17 protein-coding genes are annotated in these 26,746 nt (G+C 50.3%); all 17 read right to left on the bottom strand.

Translation table 11 applies throughout. The features are described 5' to 3' along the window. Positions 1-94: 94 nt before the first annotated feature. Positions 95-1,639 carry an arylsulfatase gene (locus tag FN808_RS12765; protein ID WP_142714991.1) on the bottom strand — a complete coding sequence of 515 codons (1,545 nt, stop codon included), beginning with the start codon at positions 1,637-1,639 and terminating at the stop codon, positions 95-97. Positions 1,640-1,695: 56 nt separating this feature from the next. Beyond that, positions 1,696-3,120: a hypothetical protein gene (locus FN808_RS12760; protein ID WP_142714990.1), complete on the bottom strand. Its 1,425-nt coding sequence runs from the start codon at positions 3,118-3,120 to the stop codon at positions 1,696-1,698. 92 nt (positions 3,121-3,212) lie between these two features. Beyond that, on the bottom strand, positions 3,213-4,733 hold the full coding sequence (locus tag FN808_RS12755) for a sulfatase family protein (protein ID WP_142714989.1): 1,521 nt from the start codon (positions 4,731-4,733) through the stop codon (positions 3,213-3,215). 82 nt (positions 4,734-4,815) lie between these two features. Further along, complete coding sequence (locus FN808_RS12750) at positions 4,816-6,285, bottom strand: sulfatase family protein (RefSeq protein ID WP_142714988.1); 1,470 nt, start codon at positions 6,283-6,285, stop codon at positions 4,816-4,818. A 46-nt stretch (positions 6,286-6,331) separates the two neighbouring features. Then, the gene (locus FN808_RS12745; protein ID WP_142714987.1) at positions 6,332-7,828 is read right to left on the bottom strand and encodes a RagB/SusD family nutrient uptake outer membrane protein; all 1,497 of its coding nucleotides are present in this window, start codon (positions 7,826-7,828) and stop codon (positions 6,332-6,334) included. A 24-nt stretch (positions 7,829-7,852) separates the two neighbouring features. After that, positions 7,853-11,197 carry a SusC/RagA family TonB-linked outer membrane protein gene (locus FN808_RS12740; protein WP_185958394.1) on the bottom strand — a complete coding sequence of 1,115 codons (3,345 nt, stop codon included), beginning with the start codon at positions 11,195-11,197 and terminating at the stop codon, positions 7,853-7,855. A 58-nt stretch (positions 11,198-11,255) separates the two neighbouring features. After that, the gene (locus FN808_RS12735) at positions 11,256-12,326 is read right to left on the bottom strand and encodes a FecR family protein (RefSeq protein ID WP_142714985.1); all 1,071 of its coding nucleotides are present in this window, start codon (positions 12,324-12,326) and stop codon (positions 11,256-11,258) included. A gap of 264 nt (positions 12,327-12,590) precedes the next feature. Further along, positions 12,591-13,169, bottom strand: a complete 579-nt coding sequence (locus FN808_RS12730) for an RNA polymerase sigma factor (protein WP_185958393.1) — start codon at positions 13,167-13,169, stop codon at positions 12,591-12,593. A gap of 476 nt (positions 13,170-13,645) precedes the next feature. Continuing rightward, on the bottom strand, positions 13,646-15,355 hold the full coding sequence (locus tag FN808_RS12725) for a GMC oxidoreductase (protein ID WP_142714983.1): 1,710 nt from the start codon (positions 15,353-15,355) through the stop codon (positions 13,646-13,648). A gap of 38 nt (positions 15,356-15,393) precedes the next feature. Beyond that, a complete protein-coding gene (locus tag FN808_RS12720; RefSeq protein ID WP_142714982.1) occupies positions 15,394-15,951 on the bottom strand; it encodes a gluconate 2-dehydrogenase subunit 3 family protein in 558 nt (185 codons plus the stop codon). A gap of 122 nt (positions 15,952-16,073) precedes the next feature. Beyond that, a complete protein-coding gene (locus FN808_RS12715; protein ID WP_142714981.1) occupies positions 16,074-17,252 on the bottom strand; it encodes a VCBS repeat-containing protein in 1,179 nt (392 codons plus the stop codon). Between the two features lie 340 nt (positions 17,253-17,592). Continuing rightward, on the bottom strand, positions 17,593-19,806 hold the full coding sequence (locus FN808_RS12710; protein ID WP_142714980.1) for a polysaccharide lyase family 8 super-sandwich domain-containing protein: 2,214 nt from the start codon (positions 19,804-19,806) through the stop codon (positions 17,593-17,595). A gap of 154 nt (positions 19,807-19,960) precedes the next feature. Further along, entirely contained in the window at positions 19,961-21,424 is a 1,464-nt protein-coding gene (locus FN808_RS12705) for a sulfatase (protein ID WP_221930042.1), read from the bottom strand. Between the two features lie 93 nt (positions 21,425-21,517). Beyond that, positions 21,518-23,191: a sulfatase family protein gene (locus FN808_RS12700; RefSeq protein WP_185958392.1), complete on the bottom strand. Its 1,674-nt coding sequence runs from the start codon at positions 23,189-23,191 to the stop codon at positions 21,518-21,520. A gap of 188 nt (positions 23,192-23,379) precedes the next feature. After that, positions 23,380-24,852, bottom strand: a complete 1,473-nt coding sequence (locus FN808_RS12695; protein WP_221930041.1) for a sulfatase family protein — start codon at positions 24,850-24,852, stop codon at positions 23,380-23,382. Positions 24,853-24,933: 81 nt separating this feature from the next. Next, on the bottom strand, positions 24,934-25,170 hold the full coding sequence (locus FN808_RS18930) for a hypothetical protein (RefSeq protein ID WP_185958391.1): 237 nt from the start codon (positions 25,168-25,170) through the stop codon (positions 24,934-24,936). Positions 25,171-25,561: 391 nt separating this feature from the next. Beyond that, the gene (locus tag FN808_RS12690) at positions 25,562-26,731 is read right to left on the bottom strand and encodes a M14-type cytosolic carboxypeptidase (protein WP_185958390.1); all 1,170 of its coding nucleotides are present in this window, start codon (positions 26,729-26,731) and stop codon (positions 25,562-25,564) included. Between the last annotated feature and the right edge of the window lie 15 nt (positions 26,732-26,746).

Below are 26,746 nucleotides of genomic sequence, written 5' to 3'. Positions count from 1 at the left end.
ATTCAATGGGTTATATACCACTATACTGTCACAGGCGCAAGAAAATTATGATTGACAAGCCTGCAGGCAAAAATATAACCGAGGCCCTGTTTGTTCAACGGGCGGGTCCGGTCTCCATCACCCACTGCTGCCACTGTTCACTTAGTTCCTTGACGATTTCGGGATGCTGGTCGGCCACATTGGTTGTTTCCGACCTGTCATTTTTTCGATTGTACAGTTCCCACTGCTCTTGCCAGCGTACCAGCTTCCAGTCGCTGGTATGTACAGCGCTGCCATCCCTCCATTCATAAAAAAGCGGCTTCTCCCGCTCCAGGGAGTCTCCCGTAAATAATGGAACCAGGCTTTTGCCCGCCAGCTGTGGCAATGCTTCACCGCGATAATGTTCAGGATATTTGCCACCGCTTACCTCGATCAGGGTTGGCATGATATCAATAAAGTGGAGCAGGCTGTGATTGACCTGTCCTGTTTCTGTTATACCATCGGGCCAGTGCGCAATAAAGGGGGTAGCCGTTCCTCCTTCATGCGAATAGTTTTTATACATCCTGAAGGGCGTGTTGGCTACATTGGCCCAGTCTTCCTGCAGCGAGGCCCAACGGGTCATAGAACCGATCGGCCCCTCGCCAATCCGCACGATCTCAGCCGAAGCTCCATTATCCGAAGCAAACAGCAAGAGCGTGTTGTTCAACTCGCCCCGGTCCTCCAGGTACTCCAGCAGCCGCCCAATATTCTGATCCAGCCGGTCGATCATGGCGGCATATACCTGCATGCGACGCACCTGGTCTTCTTTTGTTGAATCATCAAGACTCTCCCAGCTTCGATGAACGGGTTCAGAACGGGGGTAACGTTCATCCAGCAGTCCCATCCGGCGCTGTCGTTCATAACGGGCCCGGGCAATGGCCTCATATCCCTTCTCATACACTCCTTCATACTTCGCAATCTCTTCCTTCGGAGCCTGCAATGGGTCGTGCGGCGCCTGATATGCCAGGTATAACATAAACGGGCGGTCCTCTTTCTCATAACGACCCAGCAGCTGCAGTGCCCAGTCGGTCCATGTATCGGTGCTGTAGTAGTCCATCGGCGGCGTATAGGGCTCAGCAAGAGAATCATCAAAAGCAAAAGTGCGGGGATAAAGCTGCGGTTTTTGAGCCGGTGGCCCGGGATCTCCCGGACGCTGTTCCCCGGGATTGAAATAGTTGGCGGCCCCGTCCCGCAATCCCCAGTAATGATCAAAGCCCCACTCATAGGGATTATCCGTACTATGGTGTTTCCCCACAAAAATGGTCGTGTATCCCGCCCGGCTCAGCACTTCTCCGAACATCACAGCCTGTTCAAAATCCTCGGGAGCCTCATCCATTCCCACCTGCTGGGCATACTGCCCTGTCAGCAACACCGCTCTTGAAGGAAAACATTTGCTGGTATTGTGCATCTGGGTAAACCGGATGCCATTTTTGGCAAGCCTGTCCAGATTAGGCGTATTAATTTCAGATCCATAGGCCCCGATGTCGGAATACCCCAGATCATCAGCCAGTATGAAAACAATGTTGGGTTTCTCCTGCTGTCCCCCCGTAACCGGAGCGCAGGACCAAAAAAAGAAAAACCCACAAATTACGAATATGCTCCTGCCAATATAATTACTCATGCCGCCTATCTTTCCTGATTTGTACGTTTCCAGCTTTTCGGTACATCAATACTTATTCATTGCGCGCCCTTCGAAGTAACCACGACAAGCCACGGCCCCTTCCCCGGGGCTTGCAAAGGTATCGTATCCCCTGCAGTTAATAGCGTGGACTCCAGCCATTGACTCTTTGTAATATCCAGCCACCGGAGATGCCATTCCCGCTGTGCCCCGGGGACCCGGAGCTCCACCTCTCCACCGTCCGTAAAATATACGGCAAACTGCTCCTGCCCAATATAATTCAGGTAGGCTTCATCTTCATCTCGATTCACCAGGTAGTCATGACGGGGATCCGGATCGGCTTCAACAATATCAAATTCTTTCAAAAACAGGCGGGCGCTCCGCAGTTGCTTTACGGCCAGCTCACTGAGACCGATACCAGAAGTGGGACGATGAAAACGAGCGGATGCAGCACCCGCAAAAATCAATCTCCAGAATTTTTCCACGGCGTCGATATTATTTCCCCCGTGCCGCCCGTCATCAGCACCATAAATCTTAACGTTATTAATCGGGCGCGGCTGTTCCTTTACATAATTCCGTACCCAGTGAAAATTCTGCCAGTGTGTTTCATTCCGCTGATGGTTATTCTGTGACACATCGACAAAGGCAAAGCGTTCGGGATGGTCGAGCGTACGCCGATGCTGCTCCTGCGTTAAATCCCAGTCATCCCACATCTCGGTAATGTATACCTTCCTGTTCTCCTGTTTAGCACGCTGTTGAATAAATTCCGCCCAATATACAGCCCACGCCTCCTCGCCGGAAGTCTCATTATCAATGCAATAGAGGACGTGGGGATATTTCAACGTATAGTCTAAGAGTTTATCCACAAATTTCCGCTGATATTGCAATACCACCTTGTTGTGATCCTGTCCGGGCGTTGTGAAAAAGAAGGGCTGCTTGTTTGCCCCCGGGTGCTCAGGATACTGCGGTTCGAAACCGGATTCCCGGTAACTGTAGTTGATATTATTCTGTGGATTATAGGGATGAGGAGGCCAATTCTCCCGGGAATAATCAAAGCGATCCCAGATTTCAATTTGTACTATAATATCCCGTTCATAGGTCCAGCGCAGCATATTCTCAAAACGTTTCCAGTAGGTTTCATTCCATCGGTTCAGATCGAATTTTCCACTGTCTATTTCCTTGAATGCATAGACAACTCGTCCCTTCCCCGGCTGCACGCCATCCGGAGAGCGATCGCTCATCGTATTCCGAATATAGTTGCCTCCCGCATCCGCTATGGCAGAGAGATGCTGCTTCAGCTCCGAAATCTGGAATAGATTATCATCCGTTGATCCGCCCAGCAGAAGGACCGGTTTTTCCTGGTACTGCCAGTAATACGGATTTTCTTCAGAAGGCTGGACCGCAGCCTGTGCCAGAACATCCCTGCTTAGAAAAAGAAGTATTGCAATCAATACCGTTATAAGATAACATGCATGATGTTTCATAATCCCTGGACCCCTTTCCTGTCTTATCCCATCCCTCCTATGTAATCTGCAGGGAAGATACACAGACTAACATATTTTTCACATCCTGAATTTCATTTCTTATTTCTGTTCAACAGGGACTGCATGGACGGATAGGAGGCATCGCTGTCTCCAAGCCGATCTTTTAACTTCCACAACTCCGATTTTAACGAATCAATCTGATGGCGGTACTGCGGATTTCCGTAGGCGTTGTGCAGCTCCCTGGGATCTTTTTTCAGATCATAGAATTCCCATGCGGGTTCCGTAGCGGACTCGCCATAGCCATCGCGCAGGGGCTGACCGTAAAAATAAATCAGCTTGTAGCGCCTGGTTCGAATGCCAAGGTGAGCGGGACGGTGTTCCTGGTGCATCCAGTAGCGGTAATACATCGACTGCCGCCAGTCGTCCGGCGTCTCGCCCGCCAGGTTGGCACGAAAACTCCTGCCCTGCATTTTTTCTGGTGGTGTAATGCCTGCATAGTCCATCAGCAGCGGGGCAAAATCGGTATTCAGGATGATATCATCATTGACGGTGCCCGCCTCAATTTCACCCGGGTAGCGAATAACAAACGGCATCTGCATTGATTCCTCATACATAATCCTCTTGTCGAAGAGGCCATGTTCTCCCATGAAGTATCCCTGATCGGCCGTGTAAATGACAATGGTGTTTTCTGCCATTCCGGCCCGGTCCAGATAATCGAGCAGACGCCCGATATTTTCATCAATGGCGGCGCCGGAACGAAGAAAATCCTTGACAAACTTTTGATAGACCTTGCTGCGGGCCTCCTTTTTGGCAAGTCCCTCCAGTGAAAAGTCATCGGTGGAGTAGACCGCCGGCCGCTGTTCAAAACGCCCTCCCAGAATCTCCAGAACCTGTCCTTCGAACGTCCGTTCGGTCTGGTCCGGGTAGAAATTATACAAACTCTCCGGCTCGGGCATTCGGATATCCCGGTACAAGGTATCGTAACGTTCGGGATAGTTAAACGGCTCATGCGTTGCCTTAAAATGCGTCATGAGCAGAAAAGGTTTATCCTTCGGGCGTTCGTTCAGCCACTGCAGGGACAGGTCAGTGATCACATCCGTGACGAACCCCTGATATTCCTGTCCGCCCTTCGTCCAGCTGCTGGAATCGCGCAGGATAGGATCATGATACCGGCCCTGACCGGGAAGGACGTTGTAGTGATCGAAGCCTGAGGGACGACTCTTCAGGTGCCACTTGCCAATAAGTGCCGTCTGGTATCCATGATCCTGGAATGTACCAGCGACTGTCTTCCTGGCCGGGTCGAGCGTATCTCCCAGCGTATACACCCCGTTTCGGTGGCTGTACTGCCCGGTAAGAATGGCGGCACGGCTCGGCGTGCAAATGGAATTGGTGGCAAAAACATGTTTGAGTTTGGCCCCTTCATCGCGCAGTCGTGAAATACTGGGCGTCCGTGCGACGCTGTCGAGTACCGAGCCATAGATTCCCCACGCCTGGGAGGTATGGTCGTCGCTCATGATAAACAGGATGTTGGGAGGCGACTCCCCGGGCGGCTCGGACTCACATGCGGCCACCAGGAAGCATGCGAGAAGACAGATAAGAGAATATTTCCTCATAAGATGCAATCAGTTTATGCGTGGTTGGACGATACCATAAGCAATTATTCAATCTTGCTGTCCATTCAGGTCTACCGCAGCCTCATTCAATCAGCTTCTCATCAGCCTGATAATCGGAAGGGCGTCGGAACTTCACATCCGTGGCCTGATTGGTCTCCAGTATATCAAAGAGCTCTTCCCGCATCCGCTTGACCCGCTGCTGCTGAGCCGGTACATCAATCAGGTTATGCATCTCCTTCGGATCGTTCTGCAGATCATACAGCTCATTCTTGTCCCATACGCCGTGATAGTATATGTACTTGTAGCGGTCTTCACGGATAGCATAGGTTGTAGGGGTATGGGGGAAGGCATGCTCCCAAAAATACTGATAGACAAACGAGGAACGCCAGTCATCGATGTCTTCGCCCCCCAGCAACGGCAAGAACGAACGCCCGTCGACCGTATGTCCTTCCGGCATGCTCCCGCTGGCCAGGTCCAGGAATGTCGGGGCGATATCGATGTTCAGCACATTCTGATCGATGGTGGACCCTGCCTCGATATAGCCCGGCGCCCATGCCAGCATCGGTACCCGCATCGACTCCTCGTAGGCCTGACGCTTGTCGATCAGGCCGTGTTCGCCCAACATAAACCCGTTGTCGCCCATATAGATCACCAGGGTATTCTCGGCCAGCCCTTCCTTTTCCAGATAATCCAGCACACGGGAGATGCTCTCATCCACCCCCATCAGCGTTTCACTGTACTCGGTAATAATCTCATCCAGGTTCTGCGGATGGTCGGCCCGCCCGTGATACATATGATCGACGCCGTGCCAGCTGTAACGCTGTTCACGCACCCAGTCGGGCTTGCCCGCGTAGTTGGATTCGATGTTTTTCATGGATTGCGGTTTTGGAATCTCGGCATCAGCGTACTTCTCATTGTGGCGTTCGGCCGGATAAAACTCCGCGTGCACCGCCTTGTGAGACAGATAGGCAAAAAACGGCTTGTCCTGATCGCGATTCTCAATCCAGTCGAGGGTGAAATCAGTGAGCAGGTCGGTGGTATACCCCTCCACCTTCCTGCGCTCCCCGTCAATGTTGAGGGTGGGATTGTTATAAACCCCCTGCCCGCGGAAGCTTACCCACCGGTCAAAACCCGGTTTGGGATCATCGTGGGCGTTTCCGATGTGCCACTTGCCAAAATAGCCCGTTTGATAGCCCTGGTTCTGCAGCTGCTCGGGAAAAAACTGGGTACCCTCAATCATAGGATTGGCATTGTCAACCGCGCCGTGGCGGAAGGCATACTGCCCGGTCAGAATGGAGGCCCGGCTCGGCGAACACAGGGAGGTGGTCACAAAGGCATTGGCAAGGTGCGCCCCTTCCCTGGCCATGCGGTCCATCCCCGGAGTCTTCAGGAAGTCAGGACTCTCGGGATGAAAGCCCATATAGTCATACCGGTGATCATCGCTTAGAATAAAGATCACATTCGTGGGCTGATCCTGGGCCTGCCCATATACCGTGGGGAGCAGGAAAAGAATCAGAGCAAGCAAATAAGGTATTTTACTGATCTTGTTCATGAGTAAGTGTTTAGCTTAAGTACATATTGGTTAATAGTTTAGTCCGTTAATTCCATCCCGGATTTTGTTCCAGCTCGGGATTTACATCAATTTCGCGCTGAGGAATAGGCATGAGGTTCATATAATCCTTTATATTATTCCTGAGTGAAGCTCTGACCGGTTCACCGGCAATCTCCTCCTCTCGCTGGGAATGTTCTTTCATCCGTTCTATAAACCGTCCTTGCCTTGTCAAGTCAAACCAGCGGTGCCCCTCCTGGGCAAGCTCCAGCAAGCGCTCCTCCCATATTTTTTCACGGCTCAGCGTCACGTAATTATGTGCCTGGTCATTAAAGGCCCGCTCGCGTACCCTGTTGATCTGGGCCAGGGCCTCGGTTTCGTTGCCCTGTTCAAACAGCGCCTCCGCATACATGAGCAACGCATCGGCATAGCGGATGACATGAAAGTTGTGTTCGCTTTGTGTTGGCACCGAAACGTTTTCATCCCAGTACTTTGTAAAAAGAGGGATATCTGATGGGTAGGCAGTATCGCCGCAATAAAATTCAGTCTGGAAGGTAACATTTTTTCTCTCGTCATCATCACTGAATCTGTTATAAAGTTCTTCGGTGGGAATATCTGCTTCAAAGCTTGCGGCAGATTTACAGGGTATCCCCTGACCTTCGTGCACTGAATACTTCGGCCCCTGCAAGCCCCCTGCTCCATTGGAGTTCAGTGGAGGCATCATAAATTCGATGTAGAACACAGCTTCCTGCCCTGTTTCGGTGGCCTGCCCCCAGTTATCACCATAATTTTCAAAAAGCCCATAACCGTATTGCGACTCATTTTCTACGACTTCGGCAAGTGTTGCAGAAGCCATTTCCCAGTTCTCACGCCTCAGATGCACCTTCCCCAGTAAAATTTTTGCGGCTCCCTTCGTTGCCCTTCCCATGTCACCTTCTCCATATTCTATGGGGAGATGTTGACCCGCAAATTCCAAATCACTAATAATCTGGGCATAAACCTCATTCTTGGGAGTGCGGGGAATCATGGCCTCCTGCACCGTTTCAGCATTGGTTACGAGGGGCACATCGCCAAAATACCGCACCAGGTTGAAGTAAAATAATGCCCGTAAGAATCGCAGCTCAGCCGTTAACCTATTTTTCAAATCTTCGCCAAGAGTTGTTTGATCCATCTCCGATATATTAATAATGGCCGTATTAGCTCTGTTTATACCGGAATAATTTCTACTCCACATGCGTCTGACAAACACATTCTCGGCGGTATAACGCATGAACTCAAGGTTTTGCAGGTATTGATTGGGCATGCCAAGTCCATTCTTTTCAACATCAGCAGGCAGGTCACCGACCAGAAACATGAGACGCTCGTAGATGCCGTATAACTGGTTATATGTTCCATTTACGGCTGCTACTGCATCATCTTCACTCTGGTAAAAATTTTCCTGAGTGAGCTGTCCCTTGGGATTCTCTGCTAAAAAACTATCCGTACAGGAAACAATGAAGGTAGTGAGGAAAACGACTGTTAAACTAAGATATATAATATTCTTCATAATGATGACACCAATATTTTGTATTTAAAATCCGATTTCTAACCCTAATTGAATCATCTTGGTCTTCGGATACTGGTTAAAATCTTCTCCCATCTGAAGATTACTTATTCCCCGGTAACTAATATCAGGATCATATCCACTGTATCCAGTAAATGTTAAATAATTGGTCATGGACAGATACAATCTCAAATTATTGATCGATTGCATTTGGTTTCTCAATCGGGGGAAATTGTACCCAAAGGTCAGGTTTTGGAGCTTCAGATAAGAACCGTCTTCAATCTGTCGGCTGGAGAAAACCTGAGAACGGTTTGTCGTCGGCTTGGGGTAAATCTCTTCATCCGGATTGCTTTCACTCCAGTGATTTTTCATCTCCTCCAGCTGATTTTGGCCTCCGGTCGGGAGCTCCATATCAATCAGGTTGTAGTTCAGGATATCATTTCCGTACTGGAATTGCATAAAGACATCCAGCTGAAATCCCCCGTACGAGAAGGTGTTTCGGAGTCCCCCGTAAAAATCGGGATTCGGATCGCCGATAATGGTGCGATCGTTCGTCGCATCGATGCTGCCGTCACCATTAAGATCTTGGTATTTTCTGCCTCCGAGCCAATTGGTAGGCCCTTCGGGTCCATTGGCCAGCTCCTGCTCAGTGTTGAAAATGCCATCATAGACATACCCATAAAAAACGGATATCGGTTTACCTACTTGCAACCTGTGTACGGAGCCGGTTTTTAAATGACCGTCACCACCCCCCACATCTTTATATTTCTCTCCTCCCAGTTCTATTACCTCATTGCTTACAAAGGAGATATTGAAACTGGTATTCCAATTAAAGCCTTCACCCGTAATATTGAAGCTCTCGAGGGCAAGTTCCAGGCCCTGGCTCTGAATACTGCCTACATTTTGCAAGGCCGTACTGTATCCGGTAACAAAAGGAATGGAAGCATTATAGATGAGATCCACGGTTTTTTTGTAATAATAATCACTGGTCACCGTGAGGCGGTCATTAAAGAAACCCATATCGAGACCCACATTAACCTCATTCGATTTCTCCCATTTTAAATCGGGATTGGGGACTTTATTAGGGTAAAAGCCTGTTGCAATTGATCTTCCGATCGCATAGCTGTTACTGTTAAGCGTTGACAAGGCATTATAGAGACCAATTTCCTGATTCCCTGTTACACCGGTACTCAATCTCAGTTTCAGGTCACTGAAGATACTCACATCCTGCATGAAATCTTCGTTCATCAGTCGCCAGGCAATGGCTGCAGAAGGGAAAAAACCATATTTATTGTTCTTTCCAAAGCGTGAAGAACCGTCTACGCGACCATTTAATGTTACGAGATATCGGTCGTCAAAATTATATCGCAACCTTCCAAAATAGGAGGCCAGTGACCATTCCCGCTGCCCGGAACTTGGCTGATTAAAGGTACTTCCTCCTTCAAGGGCATAATAGGCCAGGCGATTATTCACAAAGTCCTGGGACCCTGCATAAGCCTGCTCAAATATATTTTTCTGAAAACTTATGCCGCCCAATGCTTCGATCGAGTGACTTTCACCTACCGTTGTATTGTAGTTGATGGTATTTTCATTAATCCACATCGTTTCGTTGAGGTTCTGAACAGAAGCTCTATTCCCGCTTGATCCTTCAGCAATATAATCCGGTACAAAGTTTTCCATCTTGCGAGTCGACATATCCACCCCTATTTCAGACTTTATTACCAGATCCTGCATCAGGTCGTATTGAATAAATGCATTACCGAAAAGCCGGGTGGACTCAAAATCATTCATCAGTTCATTAGCAGAAGCGACCGGATTTTCCGCCTGCACTCCCGGAGCATTGAGTAATGTGTAATCAGGAGGAGTCGACCCGGTACTTTGGTATACAGGCTGCACGGGGTTCATTCTTAAAGCGGCATAGGTTAGCGAACTTGTTCCTCCTCCTCCGGTCCTGGACAAAGATGAATAAGCTTTATTCACCGTCAACTTGCTGCTGACATTAAGTCGGTCTGTTATGTCACGATTCAAGTTGATACGCCCGTTAAAGCGTTCAAATGAAGAGTTGTCAACAATCCCCTCTTCGTTTTGATAATTACCCGTAATCGAATAGGTAGTTTTATCACCGCCCCCTGCAAAATTCAGGCTGTAATTTTGCCGGGGTGCCGGGTCAAAAACTTCATCCTGCCAGTCCGTTCCTCCTTCGCTCTGAATCTGCTCAAGCTGGCTACTGCTGTAGTATGGATCCATGCCATCGTTGGTATAGGCTTCATTTACCAGCGTGGCGTATTCATATGCTTCCAGCACATCAAGCTTTTGGACTAACCTTGAGACCCCGTAGGAAGCCGAAAAGGAGACCTGGTCTCTTGTTCCGCCACTTTTTGTCGTTATTAAAACAACGCCATTTGACCCTCTTGATCCATAAATAGCTGTAGCTGATGCATCTTTGAGGATTTCTATTGATTCAATATCAGATGGGTTCAAGGCCGACAACGGACTCAACTTATTACCCGGCCCTGTTCCTGATCCCGGATATATGGGAAGTCCGTCAATTACATACAGGGGCTGTGTACCGCCTTGCAGTGATCCAGCGCCGCGAATTTGTACAGAGGCCCCGGCCCCGGGCTGACCCGATGTCTGAGTAACCTGCACACCCGACGCTCTGCCAGCCAACCCCTGATCAATGGAATTGATGGATGCCGCTCCGATATCCCCGGCCTTGACAGAGGAAACGGAACCTGTCAAGTCGCTCCTCTGCTGGGTGCCATAGCCGACCACGACCAGCTCTTCACCGGCAATAGCCTGCGACTGCAGGGTCACATCGAGTTCGGTTCGGCCGCTGATGGGCACTTCCCTGGTCTGGTATCCAACAAAGGAGAAGATAAGCGTATCCTGCAGTGATTCGACCGTCAATTCAAACCCTCCACTGTTATCCGTGGAAGTACCCGTAGTCGTTCCCTTGACCATCACATTCACTCCCGGCAGCGTTTCACCGGACTGCGCATCGGTCACTGTTCCCGTTACAGTCTCCTGAACACCAACCGGCTGAAGTACACTGTTTGATGATATGAGAAAGCTCCGGCGTCCAACCTGTTTATAAGTAAGATCCAGTATTCGTACGAGATCAGTCAGAGCCGTCTGAAAATCATCGGCTTCAATGACCTTCCTCGGCAATACCTTGCCCTTGCTCACGGAGCTCTTGTAAACAAGGCTGACGTCGTATTTGTCTTCCAACAAGCGAAACGACTCATCCAGCGATATGGTCTGTTCGGCCGCCTGCTCCGTCATGGTCAACGCACGCTGTTCGTCTTGGGCATACGTAATGGACTGACCCACCAGGAGCCATCCTATGATTGCTAACAACAGTCTTTTCATAATCCTTTGTTTTAAATTAGCTTTAGACGTTAACTTTCCCGTGGTTTGCATGTATTATTTATTTCTCTTTTCCGAGTATTATCCTTCCATTCCTGTTCACAACAGTACGGTTCAACATATTCTCGATGGTATTCAAAAAGACCTCAAGGTTATGAATCGGCAGCGAACCGGAAATCCGAATCTGTTTCAGTTCCTGGCCGGGCAGGGGAAACTCTACCCCATAAATGTGTTCCACCCGTTCGGCAACCTCGTGCAGGGGCGTCCGGTCAAAAATCATCTTACCCCGGGTCCACGAGGTATATCGTTCGGCATCCACTCTCTGGCTGCTGATGCCTTCCCTCAATTCAGATATGCGGCTTAATTCCCCCGGCTCCATCACATGTGAGTCGACGTCACGGCCCTGCCTATTCTTTTTTTCTAATTTCACTTTCCCTTTTACAAGAACCACCTCAGCAGCCTCCTCGTACGTATTCACATTGAATGTTGTCCCCAGCACCCGAACCTGTCCCCCGGGAATATGAACGGTAAAGGAGCGGGCCTTCGCCCCCGTTTTATGGGCAACATCGAAATAAGCCTCCCCATCCAGCCAAACCTCCAAATCGCCCCCCGTACGGGTTGACGGGTATTTGAGACTGGAATTGCTGTTTAACGTGATTGTCGAGCCGTCGGAAAGTGTCAGTTTCTTCTGTTGCCCGTTCTGTGTCTTCTGGGTGATAAATTTCGAAACAGACCGTGCTGTCGGTTCAGAGGTATACAAGCCAGGATATGACAGCGAAAGAACGCCCATCACCGCTACCAGCATAATAATGAGGGCAGCAGCCATGCCCGGGTAGGTCCTGTCCCGGCTGATCCGGCGGCTACGGATCCCGTTCTCTGCTGCCTTTTTTTCCCTGCCCATCCTTTCCTTCAATCGATCGAGTTCGAGCTCGACTTCAGAACGTCTGTTCCTGCTGAAGGCCATGCTGCGGTGTAGCAGTTTTGATTCTTCCACCAGCTGTTTTCGGGCGGGATCGTTCTCCAGCCACCGCTCCCACACGGCAGCTTCTACTTCCGATGCTCTTCCCTCTATCCATCTGATAAAGGAATCATCGGTCAGCAGTTCTTCTATTTCCTGTTCGTACTCCGCCACCTGTTACAAATTAGTTGTTCTGATTTACCAGCGATGGGAAAGCCCTGCCCTATTTCCACTTCACCCTATAAGACGGACCCAAAGAAAGGGAGTACTCAAATTTTTCATTTTTTTGAGAACTCTTCGCAGAAACAGCCGGGAATGGGGAAAACCAGGGTTGGATTGATAAGCAAGTAAGAGGGTATACAGCCAAACTCACTACAGAAGTTCCTTTGATGCCGAAATGAAAAGAATGGGTTGCAACCACGGGCCTTGAGCTGGCTATCAAACGGAGTTGGGAATGGATTCCATAATACCCCTGACATTTTTGAGGGCCCTGTAGAGGTTGTTCTTAACGCTCTGATAATTGATATTCATTATTTTGGCAATCTCCCGGTTAGTCAACCCGTGATAGTACCTCAGGAAAAGCGTTTCCTTCTGCCGGTTGCTCAATTGATTGATGGCTTGAACCAGGCGCTCCCTCTTCCCCTCTTCGATCTCCCTGCGTACGATCAAATCTTCCTTGGTAAAAACCCTTGAAAACGCATCCTCTATGTATTTCCTGTTCCGTTGATACCTTTTGCGTTTCCTTTTTTTTCCGTCCATCAGGATACGTCTGATTGACACCAACAGATAGGCCTTAATGGAGCGGGGGGTACTCAGCGAGGCACGGTCTCTCCAGAGTTTCAGAAACAACTCCTGGATAGCATCTTTTACATTATTTGCATTTGCAACGAGATTAATGCCGTAATCATACAACGGAGAGTAGTAGCGTCGAAACAGCGTTTCCAGTGCCTCTCTTTCACCGCCGCGCATGGCTTCCCAGAGACATACCTCCTCCCTTCTTTCCCCGGTATTATCCATGTTATTCCCATTGTAAAGAAACATTCCCCAGTAGTTGATAACCTATAACACAATATCTATCCCAAGATATGACTAAATAAATATAAAATTACGCAAGTCTATTCAACTTTTTTCCGGGATACCTGCAAAAATATTCGAAAATCGTTGCTGATTTGACAGTAGCAACAAATGATCTGGCCTTGTCCAGCTCCCGGACGGGGAAATATGTTATTGTGATGGTAGTTCAGAAGACTGCCGGGAGAAAAAGACAGGCAAGGGAGTCAAACAGCCGGCATGGCTTTTAAGAAAGGCTTTTTCCCCGCTCAAGGATAAAATGAGAAGCCATGCAGTCCCCATTTATATAATTGCCTGTATCCCTTGATTCCCAGGCAGGCAGTCTCAACCACGGCTTTGCAGCAGATGAGCACAAAGAAACCCTAAAGCCCTCACCCCTGCCACAAGATTTCCCCGCGGAGTAAGCTCAGCTGATCCGGGCCTTACAAGTTCCCTTTTTTCATCTCCTCCACTGCATAATTGGCAGAGCGGGCCGTCAGTGCCATGTAGGTGAGCGACGGGTTCTGTGTTCCCGTCGATGTCATACAGGCGCCGTCAGTCACAAACACATTCTGGCACTTATGCAGCTGATTCCATTTGTTGAGCAGAGAAGTCTCGGGATCTTTGCCCATGCGCACCCCGCCCATCTCGTGAATGTCCAGTCCCGGGGCCTGTTCGCTGTCACTGGTTCTGATATTTTTGAAACCGGCCGACTCATACATTTCGGAAAGCTGAACGAAAAAGTCTTCAAGCATTTTCTCATCATTGTCGTCATAATCGACCGAGACATTAAGCTGCGGCATGCCCCACTCATCCTTTTTGTCGGGATGAAGGGATACGTAGTTGCTTTCCTTGGGAATGGTTTCTCCCATGATGTGCGACCCCACCCGCCAGGGGCCGGGTTCCGGATTCAACAGGCTCTCTTTAAGCGATGCTCCGAGATGATCGGTGTCGCGCTGGGATGAGCGGTGGGCACTAAAACCTGCGGCATAGCCCCTCAGGAAGTCAGTTTCCTGACTGAAAACATTACGAAAGCGGGGGATATAGCCGCTGGTGGGCCGCCGTCCGGAGGTCGTCTTGTCCATAAAGCCTTCGTATTCGGCTGATATCCTACCCCGGTAATTGTGAAATGCTACATACTTGCCCAGTAATCCATTGTCGTTACCCAAGCCGTTGGGGAAACGGTTCGAGGTAGAATTCAACAGGATCATATTCGTGTTGAGCGCACTCGCATTAACAAAAATCGTACGGCCGTAATACTCGATCATCTCCTTGCTGTTGGCATCTACTACACGAACGCCCGTAGCCCGGCCCTTGTCTTCATCATAGATAATAGAATGTACAACGGAATGAGGCCGCAGGGTAAGATTACCGGTATCACGCGCCCACGGGATCGTCGAAGAGTTACTGCTGAAATAGGCCCCAAACGGACATCCGCGCTGGCATAAATTACGATGCAGGCATTTGCCCCTTCCCTGTTTCAGGTGAATAGGCTGGGGCTCGGTCAGATGGGCGCAGCGTGCAATGATGACCGGCCGCTCAGGGTACTGTTCGGCCATCTGCTTCTTAAAGTATTTCTCAACACAGCTAAGCTCCATCGGCGGTAAAAACTCTCCGTCCGGAAGCTGCGGGATGCCATCCTCATTGCCGGAGATGCCGACAAATTTCTCTACATGGCTGTACCAGGGAGCAATATCCTCGTACCGGATCGGCCAGTCGACCGCAAAACCATCCCGTGCCGGTCCCTCAAAATCATATTCGCTCCAGCGCTGGGTGTGCCGGGCCCACAGCAGCGACTTGCCCCCCACCTGGTAGCCGCGAATCCAGTCAAAGGGTTTCTCCTGCACATAGGGGTGCTCGGTATCCTTGACAAAAAAGTGCTGGGCATCCTCCTTAAAGGCATAACAGCGGCTTATCACGGGATTTTCTTCTTGAACCTCAAGTGGTATCTCACCGCGGTGTTTGAACTCCCAGGGCATCATGTTGGTGGTGGGATAGTCGCCATGTTTCACATCCCGCCCACGCTCCAACACCAGGGTCTTCAGCCCATTTTCCGTAAGCTCTTTGGCGGCCCATCCACCACTCATGCCGGAGCCAATAACAATAGCGTCGAAAGTGCGGTCGTTCTTGCTGTCAATGTTTACGTTTGCCATGCGTCTGTTTCTTTCTGCCTATTTCTGCTACAATTAAATTACGTTTTCTGCTCCAGGGGTACACAGCCGTTAAAATGACCCGGCACCAGCTGGTAGGGAAGCTCGTTCGTCATGACGTATTCCGACTGCAGGAACCCCTGTATCGTATAACGCTTGGTCATGGACAGACACTGCCGGGCCTGCTGGTAGGTGTTATCCGTTGCTGATTGCATTTCTGATTGATCACCCATCAGTCCTGCTATCACCTCTTCTTTCTGTGAGGCCGTACATGATGAAAAGGAAGCTTCATATCGATCCTTCGCTGCCTGTTCAATCTGATCCAGTCCCCCAACAAATGCTTTTTGATCCTGCTCATTCCGGCAGTCATCCACCATCACCAGTACGAAATGGTGAATATTGAGGGCTTGAGCCCCCGGGGTATCGGTTGTCGGGATAAAGGTCTCTGTCACCTCGGAAAGCAGTTGTTCCTGTCTCCCGGTAACATTCAGATTGTTGAGCGCTATGGATACGCGCTCTTCACTCACCGTACAGGATGGAGCCAGCAACAGGCCTCCCCCCAGCAAAGCCATATTCCTTAATGCAGATCGTCTGTCCATATTGAATAATATCTATTGCGTTGATAATGGCCAATCGTATACTTCCAGAGTATAACTAATTTTAATTAAAAAGTAGAGTTCTGGTTTATGAAAAGATTAGCACCCTATTTTCCCGGTTTTCTTTATTTCTGGCTCAGCAGCCAGTAGCTTACGTGGGTCTTCATATTATTAAATTTTTGCGGCTGTATCTCGTCGGCCCCGTACAGCATGATTTTTCCCTCATAGGGCTTTGGGAAGAGTCTCATCTCATGAACACCCCAGCCCTCGTATATGACCTTTTTCTCGAACTGCAATCCCCCCTCGTTCAGGTAGGCATATAACCAGGGATTGGGATTATAGGGAAAATCCCAGCCCCCGGCCGTCATTTCACCAACGATAAAATCCGGCTGGTCGTCATCATTAAGATCAGCCACGACCAGGCTGTGAGGGGCCTCCAGCCCGTTATCCAGCGCCGCTTCCTTCCACAAGCCCGCGCCGTCCTTTGATTGACGGTCAAAGATACTCAGCCTTGCATCCGGGATTTCGGCCTCAGAAGTCACTATTTCAACTGATCCATCATCGTCAAAATCGGCGACGCCGTGTTTGTTCATCCCTCCCCACCTGTTGTCTCCCCTTTCATCCCACTCGCTGAACCGATGAAATGTCCAGGGGGTCTGTGTCGGATCAGAGGGCGCCTCCACCCAGAAATTGCCACTGACAATATCATCATGGCCATCAACATTGATGTCCCTGATTACCATGCCGGACTGGTTGCCGGAAGGAAAGGTGCCGATCTTATAATGGGTCCAGTCGTTTTCCAGGTCTTCCGGAACGACAAACAGATGAAGCTCATTGCGGGATTTATTGGCAATCACCGCTTTAAAATCATTCCTGGCATAAGGCATAATATCGTGTGGGGCCGAGTAGCCGGAGGACCAGAGATCGGCGATAGTGTGTCCCTCCCAGTATTTTTGACCTTCGACCTCCCTGAACCACATCAGTGAGGCATTGCGTAAATTATTCATCTCACCGCGCGCTGTTACAATTTCATCGATACCGTCATCATCCAGGTCGACGGCCGTCCCCCCATTTGAATAGCGGTGGTCCTCATTCTCGGGAACCACCCTCCTCGCGGAGGAAGACCCAACCGGCCATTCCGTGATCGGCGTTCGTCCCCATCCCACAAAGGTATCGCCATCGCTGCCCCTTCTGTGCACCAGGTTTGCCAGGTGCTGCTCTCCCAGGTATCCCTGTACGATATGCTCATCCACCACTACCGGCGGATGGGGCGGCTCAGAATTTTGGTCCGAATTACAAGACATGACCAAGGCAGCAAAAAAAAAGCCCCCCCTGCCAGATTCAGCATTAAATTTGCGCGAATATTGCTCATATTTTTTTTTGACTTATCTTTCATTCCATCCCTGATTTTATCGGTTTTTATGCTCATTTGAAATTGCCGTTGTAGCTGTGTTCACCGAATGCATTCCCGGGGCAGCTCCCAGCTGTGACAAAGCCCACCGGCGACGATATTCAAGCACCTGATCCATTGGAAAAGTGCCAGTTACAATATAGGTCTTGCTAACAGCGATCAATGATTCTCCTCGCAGGGGTAACCACTGCTCTCTACTTCCCTTGCGGCCGTACAAGATGGCGACCTGGAGATCACAGCAGGTCTACGCTGACGCTTTGCCCGGCATACTCACCTTGGGGCAGGTTGAGCGTAACGGTAGCGGTCCCCTCATCCTCATTCCATCTTACCTGTTTAGCATCTACAGGTCCAGGCTCAGCACCGGAGCTAATCTGCAGCTGGTATGTGGTCAACCGCCGGGTCGGATCCGAAACGGTGATTTTCGCTACCTTCCCGCCTGTCCTTTCAACCATTACCAAAGCCGGATTGTCCACAGACAGGTTGATGCCTTCTGCAATCTCTACCCGACCGGGTTCATAAAATACAATCTGGCTGATGTTTAGCCTTCTGTGATGTACGGCCTGTATTCTTGGTGAGTTGGCCAGTATGTGGATGGGGGAGCTCTCCCGATACCGCTGAACTTCGGTGGCCGCTATGCCGGGAACGACAATATATTCGTATCGCGCCTGCCTGGGAGCCACGCCGTGATCGATCCACAAGGTAAAAACATCTTTTTGTACTTCCTCTAATGTCTTTGCCCAGAATTGATTGTTAATAGCATCCCACTCACCTCTCTGTCTTCTGTTTTCGAGGCGGGCCGTAGTCGGTTCGGGAAAGATGTAGGCAGTTTTATCATGGTGCACCCATCTTATCTCCTTTAAATGATGGGTGCCCCGGACGTGGCTCTCCCTACCTTCCGGTCCTCCTGAAATCACCTCCCCTGCTAACAAACTCTGATTCAAGGTCGTAGCGACGGGGTGTTCAGACGACGCATTGATGCCAGCTCCCAGACTGACAAACTCTTCATCAAAGAAGAACCAGGATTTCCGGGCTTCCAGCGGATCAACAGGACTCCTGAAATCAAAGGTGGCAGCCCCGTACATCCCATCTGTAACCCCTCCCACAAATTCAGTCACCCCGGCCTGCTGCACCTGGTCGGGAGCCGGCAGCGCCGGCTTCTGGATTACGGTGGTTCCCGGTATCTTTTGCCAGTCCCACACCGGGAAAATGCCCCTATACTCTTGCCCGGTCCGGGTAATAAAGGTATAGCCGTCGCCCAGGTGATGGTTTTTTAATCCCTCCCCATTATAAGGAACCTCCATATTGTGGTTGCGTGAAGAATACATGCGGACCGAAGCAAAATAGTCCGGCCGCTGATGACTATAGTATTCCGTATGCCAGAAAAATCGACTGCTCTCCAGGGCGGGGTCCTGCTCTCCCCGGCGTATACCGGCAATAGCTGCCAGCTCACGATTCCGGTACGACGTAATCCGAAGCAGTTTTTCCGGGACATCTGCGCTGTAGGCCGAAAGTGATCCCCGCCGCGTTATCCCCCGGTTTTTTGCTCCGAGATCAGGGTAGGTTACAAAAGCCATGGTCTTGATGATTCCATCCAGGTAAAAGTCTACCAGCATTTCAATTGACTCGGCCGGAAAGCTAAAAGAGGTACCCCTGGCTTTGTAAGCCCAGTCAACAAAGTAACGGGCAAAGCCGTGTCCATATGTCAGGGTTGAAGTTACACGATCATGGCGATGATGGAAGCTGTAATCTGTCTGCAGTCCCCTCATGTCGGTTGAATCTCCCCTTTCAACAGCAAACTCTATCTCTCCGGCAATAGCTGTAATGGCCTGCTCCAGGATGTTGCGGTCGCCCGCAAATATTCCATATTTTCCCAGAATCCCTGCAATCTTAATCAGGTCGCCCCCCGGCCGAGCCCCCCAGGCATCCAGGTTGGCCCGTCCCACAATAGGCGCTGCTTTTGCCTGTTGCTCGGCGGTGAGCTCATCATCCATAATCAGCAGAAGGTCTCCAATGCGCTCCGGGGTTCCTATTTGATTCCACCACCAATTCTCGCAGATAAAGTCATGCTTAAGCCAGAAATCGAGGGTCGAATGAACAGCCTTCTTGACTTCCGGTTCTTTATAATAGGGGGACTCTTTCTTCCTGTACGCTCTTCCCAGCGCAAGCATATTACTCAAGTGACGGCTGTGTTCAAAGGCCGTCCTGGATGTATCTTCATAATTTATGTCGGGCCAGAATCCCGCCGGCTCTACGGTTTCGAGCAACTCCCGGATGTGATCGCTGTTCACATCCGGTTCAAGCAGTTCCTTCACAAATCGGTTCCGCAGCAGCTCAAGGTCAGACACAGTATCACTTCCGCTCTCAGCTGCATGGCAGGCAGCTCCCGGTAACAGGAACACCAACAGGAGCAGACATAATCCTGATTCAGCCGTTCTTTGTCGTTTCATAGTATGATGGTTTTAATCATAATGTTGATTGTAATATGACTTTTACAAAATATTCCAGCAGGACATGTAGTCGCAGACCAAGCAGAATTCCTCATTTTTTCCATCTCCACGGATGCCATGCTCTGCTCCTCATACAGCCGTCCCGTCCGGCCGGTCACTCCTCTTTCTTTCGGTACCGGGGATTCCGTTCCGTTGGCACCGGCGCCCCGGTTTGCCGTCGCCATTGCTTGAGCTGCCGGTACAGAGCTCCGGCCCGCTCTGGATACAGCTCCTTCAGATCTTTACGCTCACCAATATCGGTCTCCAGATTGTACAGCTCTATCCGCCCATCCTCAAAATACTCATGCAGTTTCCACGGACCTTTTCGGATTACGGAGCCCGGGCGCGTTCGAAAATAGGGATCCGGAAGGTCCGGATTCGCCCCAGGCTTATAGGCCTGCAGGTAGATGGGGAAATGCCAGTACAAGTAGCGTTCATTCAGCCGTTCGCCACGAAAAAGGGGCAGCAGGCTTGTCCCGTCCAGTACTTTTCCCGCCGGCTTTTCCAAACCTGATGCAGCCAGGATGGTCGGGTAAAAGTCAAGATTGGTCACCGGCTCGCCGGTGACACTTCCCGCTGCCACCCGGCCCGGCCAGCAGATGATCAGCGGCACCCGAATTCCGCCTTCGTAATAGGCTCCTTTGCCGGCCCGGAGCGGCTCCTGCCGGCTCACCCGGTAGAGTCCCCCGTTGTCGGAAGTAAAAATGATAAGGGTATTCTCAAACCGACCTGCCTGCATCAAATAATCCACCAATCGCCCTACATTGGCGTCCATCGTCTCTACCATGGCCGCATACCCCGGGTCCGGGTTGTTTGCACTACGGCCCTTTAACTTCTGTTCGTATTTTAACTTTAATTTTTCTTTGGGCTGAATGGGTGTGTGCACAATATAGGGTGCATAATTCAGAAAGAACGGTTGTCCACGTGTGGATTCCAGAAATGAGATTGCCTCGCTTGTAATACGGTCGGTAAGATATTCGCCCTCCGGCCCCTCTTCCAGATACGGATTGTTATAGGGTGCGAAATATCCTCCCAGCTCACCCGCAGAGGGATTTCCCGCCTCAAGCCCAGCAATGTTGACTTCAAAACCCTGGTCGGCGGGATCCTCTCCCAAGTGCCATTTTCCTGCATGGGCCGTCCGGTACCCGCCCTGCTGCAGCAGCTCGGCGATGGTCAGGACGCTATCAGCCAGGTATTCCGTATTCGGTGTGGGAATAAGTTTGCGATGGATTGATTTTCCACGGTCGGAATTTGCAACCGTATAGATACCTGTTCTCGGAGTCCACATCCCACTAAAAAGTGCAGCCCGGCTGGGAGCACAGTTGGCCGCCGAAGCATATGCCTGACTGAAAACCATCCCGCGGGCGGCCAGCCGGTCGACGTTGGGCGTCTCATAGTAGCTGCTGCCCATGTATCCAAGATCCTTCCATCCCAAATCATCAATGTTGATCAACAGAATATTGGGCCTCGATGTCCCCGCTTCCATGCCTTCGGAAGCGTGCACCATCGAACCAGCGGACAGGAGTAACAGGCCTGCCATGATAACCGAAATCCCCTTCATCCGTGTGTAATAATTCATAATAATGGATCTAAGCGGCAGCAATTAATTCAGTGATCGATACTTACGGTTCAACCAAACGGGTTTGGGTGTGTCATGGCCTCCGCAAGCCAGCTATCGCTCTGGATTTTCCACCCCGTACTGCTGCTGCAGTTCGTTGATTTTCTGTTTGAGCTCTTTCTGCACGTCGGCATATTCGGGATCCCCGTAGACACTTTGCAGCTGTTCCGGGTCCTCCTGCAAGTCAAACAGCTCCCACTCGTCATGCGTATAAAAGTGAGCCAGGGTGTACCGGTCGGTGCGAACGCCGTAGTGCTTGGCCACATCATGCCATCCTCTTTCCAGCTCCGGGCCCTCATAATAGTGGTAGTATACCGCTTCTCGCCAGTTAGCGGGTTCCTCTCCTTTCAACAGGGGGACCAGTGACCGGCCCTGCATGCGCCCGGGAATCTCTGCCTCTGCCAGGTCCAGGATGGTAGGCGCAAGATCGAGATTCTGGACCAGCTTTTTGTTAACCGATTCCGGGGCAATCCCTTCCGGCCAGTGGACAATCAGCGGCATTCGCATCGACTCCTCGTAGATCCAGCGTTTGTCAAACCAGCCGTTTTCGCCCAGGAAGAAACCCTGATCTCCTGCATAGATCACTACCGTGTTGTCCAGCAGATTCTCGCGTTTCAGGTAATCCATCATCCGGCCTACTTCGTTATCGACCTCGCGGATGACCCTCAGGTAATCCTTGACATAACGCTGATAACGCCAGCGAAGTCGCTCTTTGTCGGACATCTGCTTATAATGTTCATAGAGATATTCATTGTCCTCCGCATACGCTTCCTTAATGCGCTTCAGCTGGACATCGGTCAGCCGATTCCCCTTGACCAGATTTTTCCAGCTCTCATTGACTTCACCCGTCTCCGGATGCAGCGGAACTTTTAAATCCCGACCCCATCTCATATCGGAACCGCCAACTTCCCCGATCTCCATATCCTGCTCGTGAGCTGCGGTCGTCAACCCGGAATAATCATAGAACAGGCTGGAGGGCTCCGGCAGGTCCCTCTTTTGATAATCGTTAAGAGCTGGACCCGGCAGCCATTCCCGGTGCGGGGCCTTGTGGTTGTAGATCATCATAAACGGCTGCTCTCGGTCCCGGTCCATTCTCAGCCAGCGAAGCGCTACATCGGTAATGATACCGGTGGTATGCCCCTGATAGTCCACGTCGCCCCCGGGCGTGCGCATGGTCGGATTATAATAGGGGCCCTGTCCATAGAGCACTTCATAATAATCGAAGCCCTGTGGTTCAGTACCCAGGTGCCACTTCCCAATCATGGCCGTCTGGTAACCGGACTTCTGGAGCAGTTTGGGAAAAGTTTCCAAGTTTTCATCAATGGATTGCAGGTTGGTAAACACCCCGTTCTCATGGCTGTGACGGCCGGTCAGCAGCACCGCCCGGGAAGGTTTACAGATAGAATTGGTCACAAAAGCATTGTCGAAACGCATCCCCTCTGCAGCCATCCGGTCGATGTTGGGCGTCGGGCTATGATCCAGCTTGAGACCATAATCCAGGGCTTCCCGGTAGGCTCCGATCGACTGAGCGGTGTGGTCATCAGAGTACATAACAATAATATTGGGGCGCTGGGGCTGTTCCCGGGGGGGATCCGATACAATCTCACTGTTCGCGGTGGGTGCTGCATCAAGTGGTTGACCAAAACTCAGTGGTATTCCAACTGTTAGCAGTACCAATAAAAAAAGAGGACACATTATTATGGTGCGTTTGCAGAGGTATTTCATCATGACATTCAACATTTATGTATACGTTTATAATTATTTATTTTTTTACAGAATTTTTTCCGGAACGGTTTTTTCCAAATGGAAACTCCCCTTTCCTCATCCCAGACCATCACTGATGATCAGCATAATAATGGATCTCGCCGCCATCGCTTCTTTGCCTTCGGAAGCGTGTACCATCGAAGCGGCAGCGATTAATTCAGTGATCGATACTTGCGATTTAGGCGCCCGAAGCCTATCTCTTCCCCTTTCAGCATCTCCAGATAAAGCGGGGTTCGCTGGTACTTGACCCACTGGAGCAGTTCCGGGGCGCCCGGGCTCACAAAATTATGATCGTCCGGATCACTCTCCGGGAGCCCGGCCTCCCATTCCTCAAGCATATTTCTCAGCCGGCTCAGCTCGTCCTGGCAGGCCGGATTGTCAATTAGATTGTTGGTTTCATGAGGATCATTTTGCAGATCGTACAGTTCCTCTTGGGGCTTGCTTCCGGACAAAAAACTGGCCTGCAGTGAGTCCAGTCGGTCCTGCCGGTGAAGTGACCGCATGATGTGAAGTGCCGGACGATAGAATTCAAGGTAGGCCTGGCCGGCATCGTACGGCACCCACGGCATTTCATGCCGGATATATTTATATTGCCTGGTGGAGACACTGCGAGAGCGTTCCATCACCTCATCCCACAGGTCACGGGCCGAGAAGACAGCCTCCCGGCTGGACTCCGTACCTATAAAGGGAACTCCTGTCAGGTAATCCGGCAGATTAACCCCTGCAAGCTGAAGCGTAGAGGCTGCAATATCGGTAGTGCTGACCACCTGTTTACTGACCTGTCCCCCGGGCAGCCCGTTGGGCCAGCGTACAATGAGCGGGACCCGCAGCCCCGGATCGTACAGGTATCCTTTTCCCCGGACATTGGCGCGGCCGTTGTCTCCCAGGAAGATGACGACCGTATTTCCGGCAATACCCATATCCTCCAGTTCCTTCATGATCAGACCGACCTCCCGGTCCATGTACTCAACCTGATCAAGGTAACGGGCCCAGTCCTGCCGTATCACCGGGTGATCGGCCATATAGGGCGGCAGCTCGATGCTGTCCGGGTCAACCGGATCCGGAGATTGGCGCCGAATCTGCTTCCACCAGTCGCCGCGGTGGGTGACATTAAGCTGAATCTGGGCAAAAAACGGTTGATCCGCCACACTCAGGGTATCCAGCTTGTCAAACAAACCGAAAGAAGTCTCCCCGTCATAGGGCCCCAGCCGCTCATGCTTAAAATTGACATCAATTTTTCGGCCGTGCCCCCGCACCCCGTGGTGCCCCAAAATATTAGTGTACCCGGCCTTACGGAGCCAGTAGGTCAGCGGCTTGTAGGGATCGGGCAGCACCCGGTTGCGATTGCTGCGGTGATGCTGCGCGCCGATCACATTCTGGTGTGCTCCGACCATCATGGCCGAACGGTTGGGAGAACAGATGGGGTTGGTGCTGAAAACATTGGTGTACTTAACGCCTTCCCCGGCCAGCTTATTCAGATGGGGTGTCTCTACCCCGGCCGTGCCATAGGTCTCCAGGTCAGTACTGATATCCTCGGCCATCAGCCAGATAATATTGGGCGGGGATTGCCCATACGAAGGTACCCCCAGCGCCATCAGCATAAGCAAGACTACAACATTCTTCATCCCGATACCATTAATCCCAGCAATAGTTTTTAAGTTATACGAAAAAATATAATAAAAAAAGGCAGGCCCAACCTCCATCCTTTATTCAAGGCAGCCGCCCCCTTTAAAACGCTTCATCATTAAAGCCGCTCCTTCAGACGGGCTCATAAACCGATTACTGATCTCCTTATCTTTCCCTTGTTTCATCTTCATGCACTCCAGCGTGGAAGGTTTATGTTCCTTTTTGGCACATGGCCGACGTTCTTTGCCACTTGCGGTGCATTCTGAAAAGGAACAAGATGAGGAGGTTTCTTCCCTTTTAAGCCCGTTGATCATCATGAAAGCCAACCTCAAATACCTGATCGTTATAAGGGGCTCATTGAGCCACCGTTAAAATATCCTTACTAGATGTATCAAACATCCTTACTAGATATTTCAAACATCCTTACTAGATATTTCAAACATCCTTACTAGATATTTGGAATATCCTTACTGGATGTTTGGAACAACCTTACTGGATATATTAGATATATAGTAAAAAATGGTGAGGATGAACGAACCGGTGCTGCATTCATCCTCACCATTTCCATCTCAGCAGTGCTTGTCATAGCCTACATCACCAACATCATCATATCCCTGCCATCCACCGCTGTAACATAACGCCTGGGGAGCTGAAGGTGTACATACACAATCTTATATATTACATTGGATAAAATAATATAACAGGAATTTATTCAGAAAAATACCGGTCAATGGCTTTTCCCAGGCCCGCTCCATAATCATGGTAATCTTCGATATCAAGATAATGACCGTTCCCAGTATGTGACTGGGTCAACTCAATGGTCGCAGCAGGGATGTCATATTTATTGTGCATGTACCAGACCACAGAACCATCAAAGTTACTATTTACCCCTCCTACCTCCCATAATCCACTATTTATCTCCACAAATTCCCTGAAACTTTCCCTGGGGTGAACAAATAGATTCCGGCGATTTTTTTGACTGTGATTATGGACATCAAGAAATAAATCAATCTTGTGATTGCGGGAAAATGATTCAGTCCATTCTTTAACCGCCAAGACCTCCGGCTCTGTGGTCGTATCGGTAGTATCTGTCCACCCGTCATCCCAATCGGCGTTCAAATCTTCCATATTCCAGTTATAGCGGCTGGTTCCATAAAAAATGCCGTCCGGATTCATCATGGGAACAAGATAAAAATTACATTTTTCAAGTACAGAAGCGGCCTGCTTATCTCCCGATAGTAAAAACCGTATCAATCCCTCCATAAAATAACCTCCTGCATCTTCCCCGGCGTGCTGCAAACCCGTTATAAAGATGTTCTTCGCAGCCTCTTTGTCATCCCCCTTCCCGCTTATCTTTATCATTTCCAACGGCCTCCCGTCCACCGACTCCCCTATGGTTTCAGTGGTTACCCGCTCATCAGAGGCCAGTGTATCGGTCATCTGTTGTAACCGGCCATACGAATAAGGATGGGCATAGGCCACCCAGGCAGTATCCGATGAGGGCGTAAAAGAGAAGGTATATATTTTGTCGTCCTCATTATAACGCACCTCCCTAATGCGTTTCCACTGCTGTTGGTCATTGCTGATAACCGGCTGGGTGTAGTCGGTGTAAACCAGGTGAGGCCCGCCCCGGTAAACCCCTTCCATATTGTTTAGTTCAATAGTGACAGGTTTATCAGCAGCATGCAGAACCTGGATATAAAACCAGTAATACTGGTTGCCAATCTGATCTTTTTTGATAAAGTGCATGGTTTGCCCTTTGAAGACTCCGGGGGCTGCTTGTTTTAGCACTCCCATACTGCCATGGTCGAAATCCGATCTTATCTGAATTGGCTGCTGATCAGTGGACTGCCCATACCCCCAGCCAGGAATGCCCATCAGTAGAAATAAACA

Origin of the sequence: Fodinibius sediminis (assembly GCF_900182555.1) — a bacterium.
Lineage (GTDB): Bacteria > Bacteroidota > Rhodothermia > Balneolales > Balneolaceae > Fodinibius > Fodinibius sediminis.
This window is presented reverse-complemented; position numbering and strand designations above follow the sequence as displayed.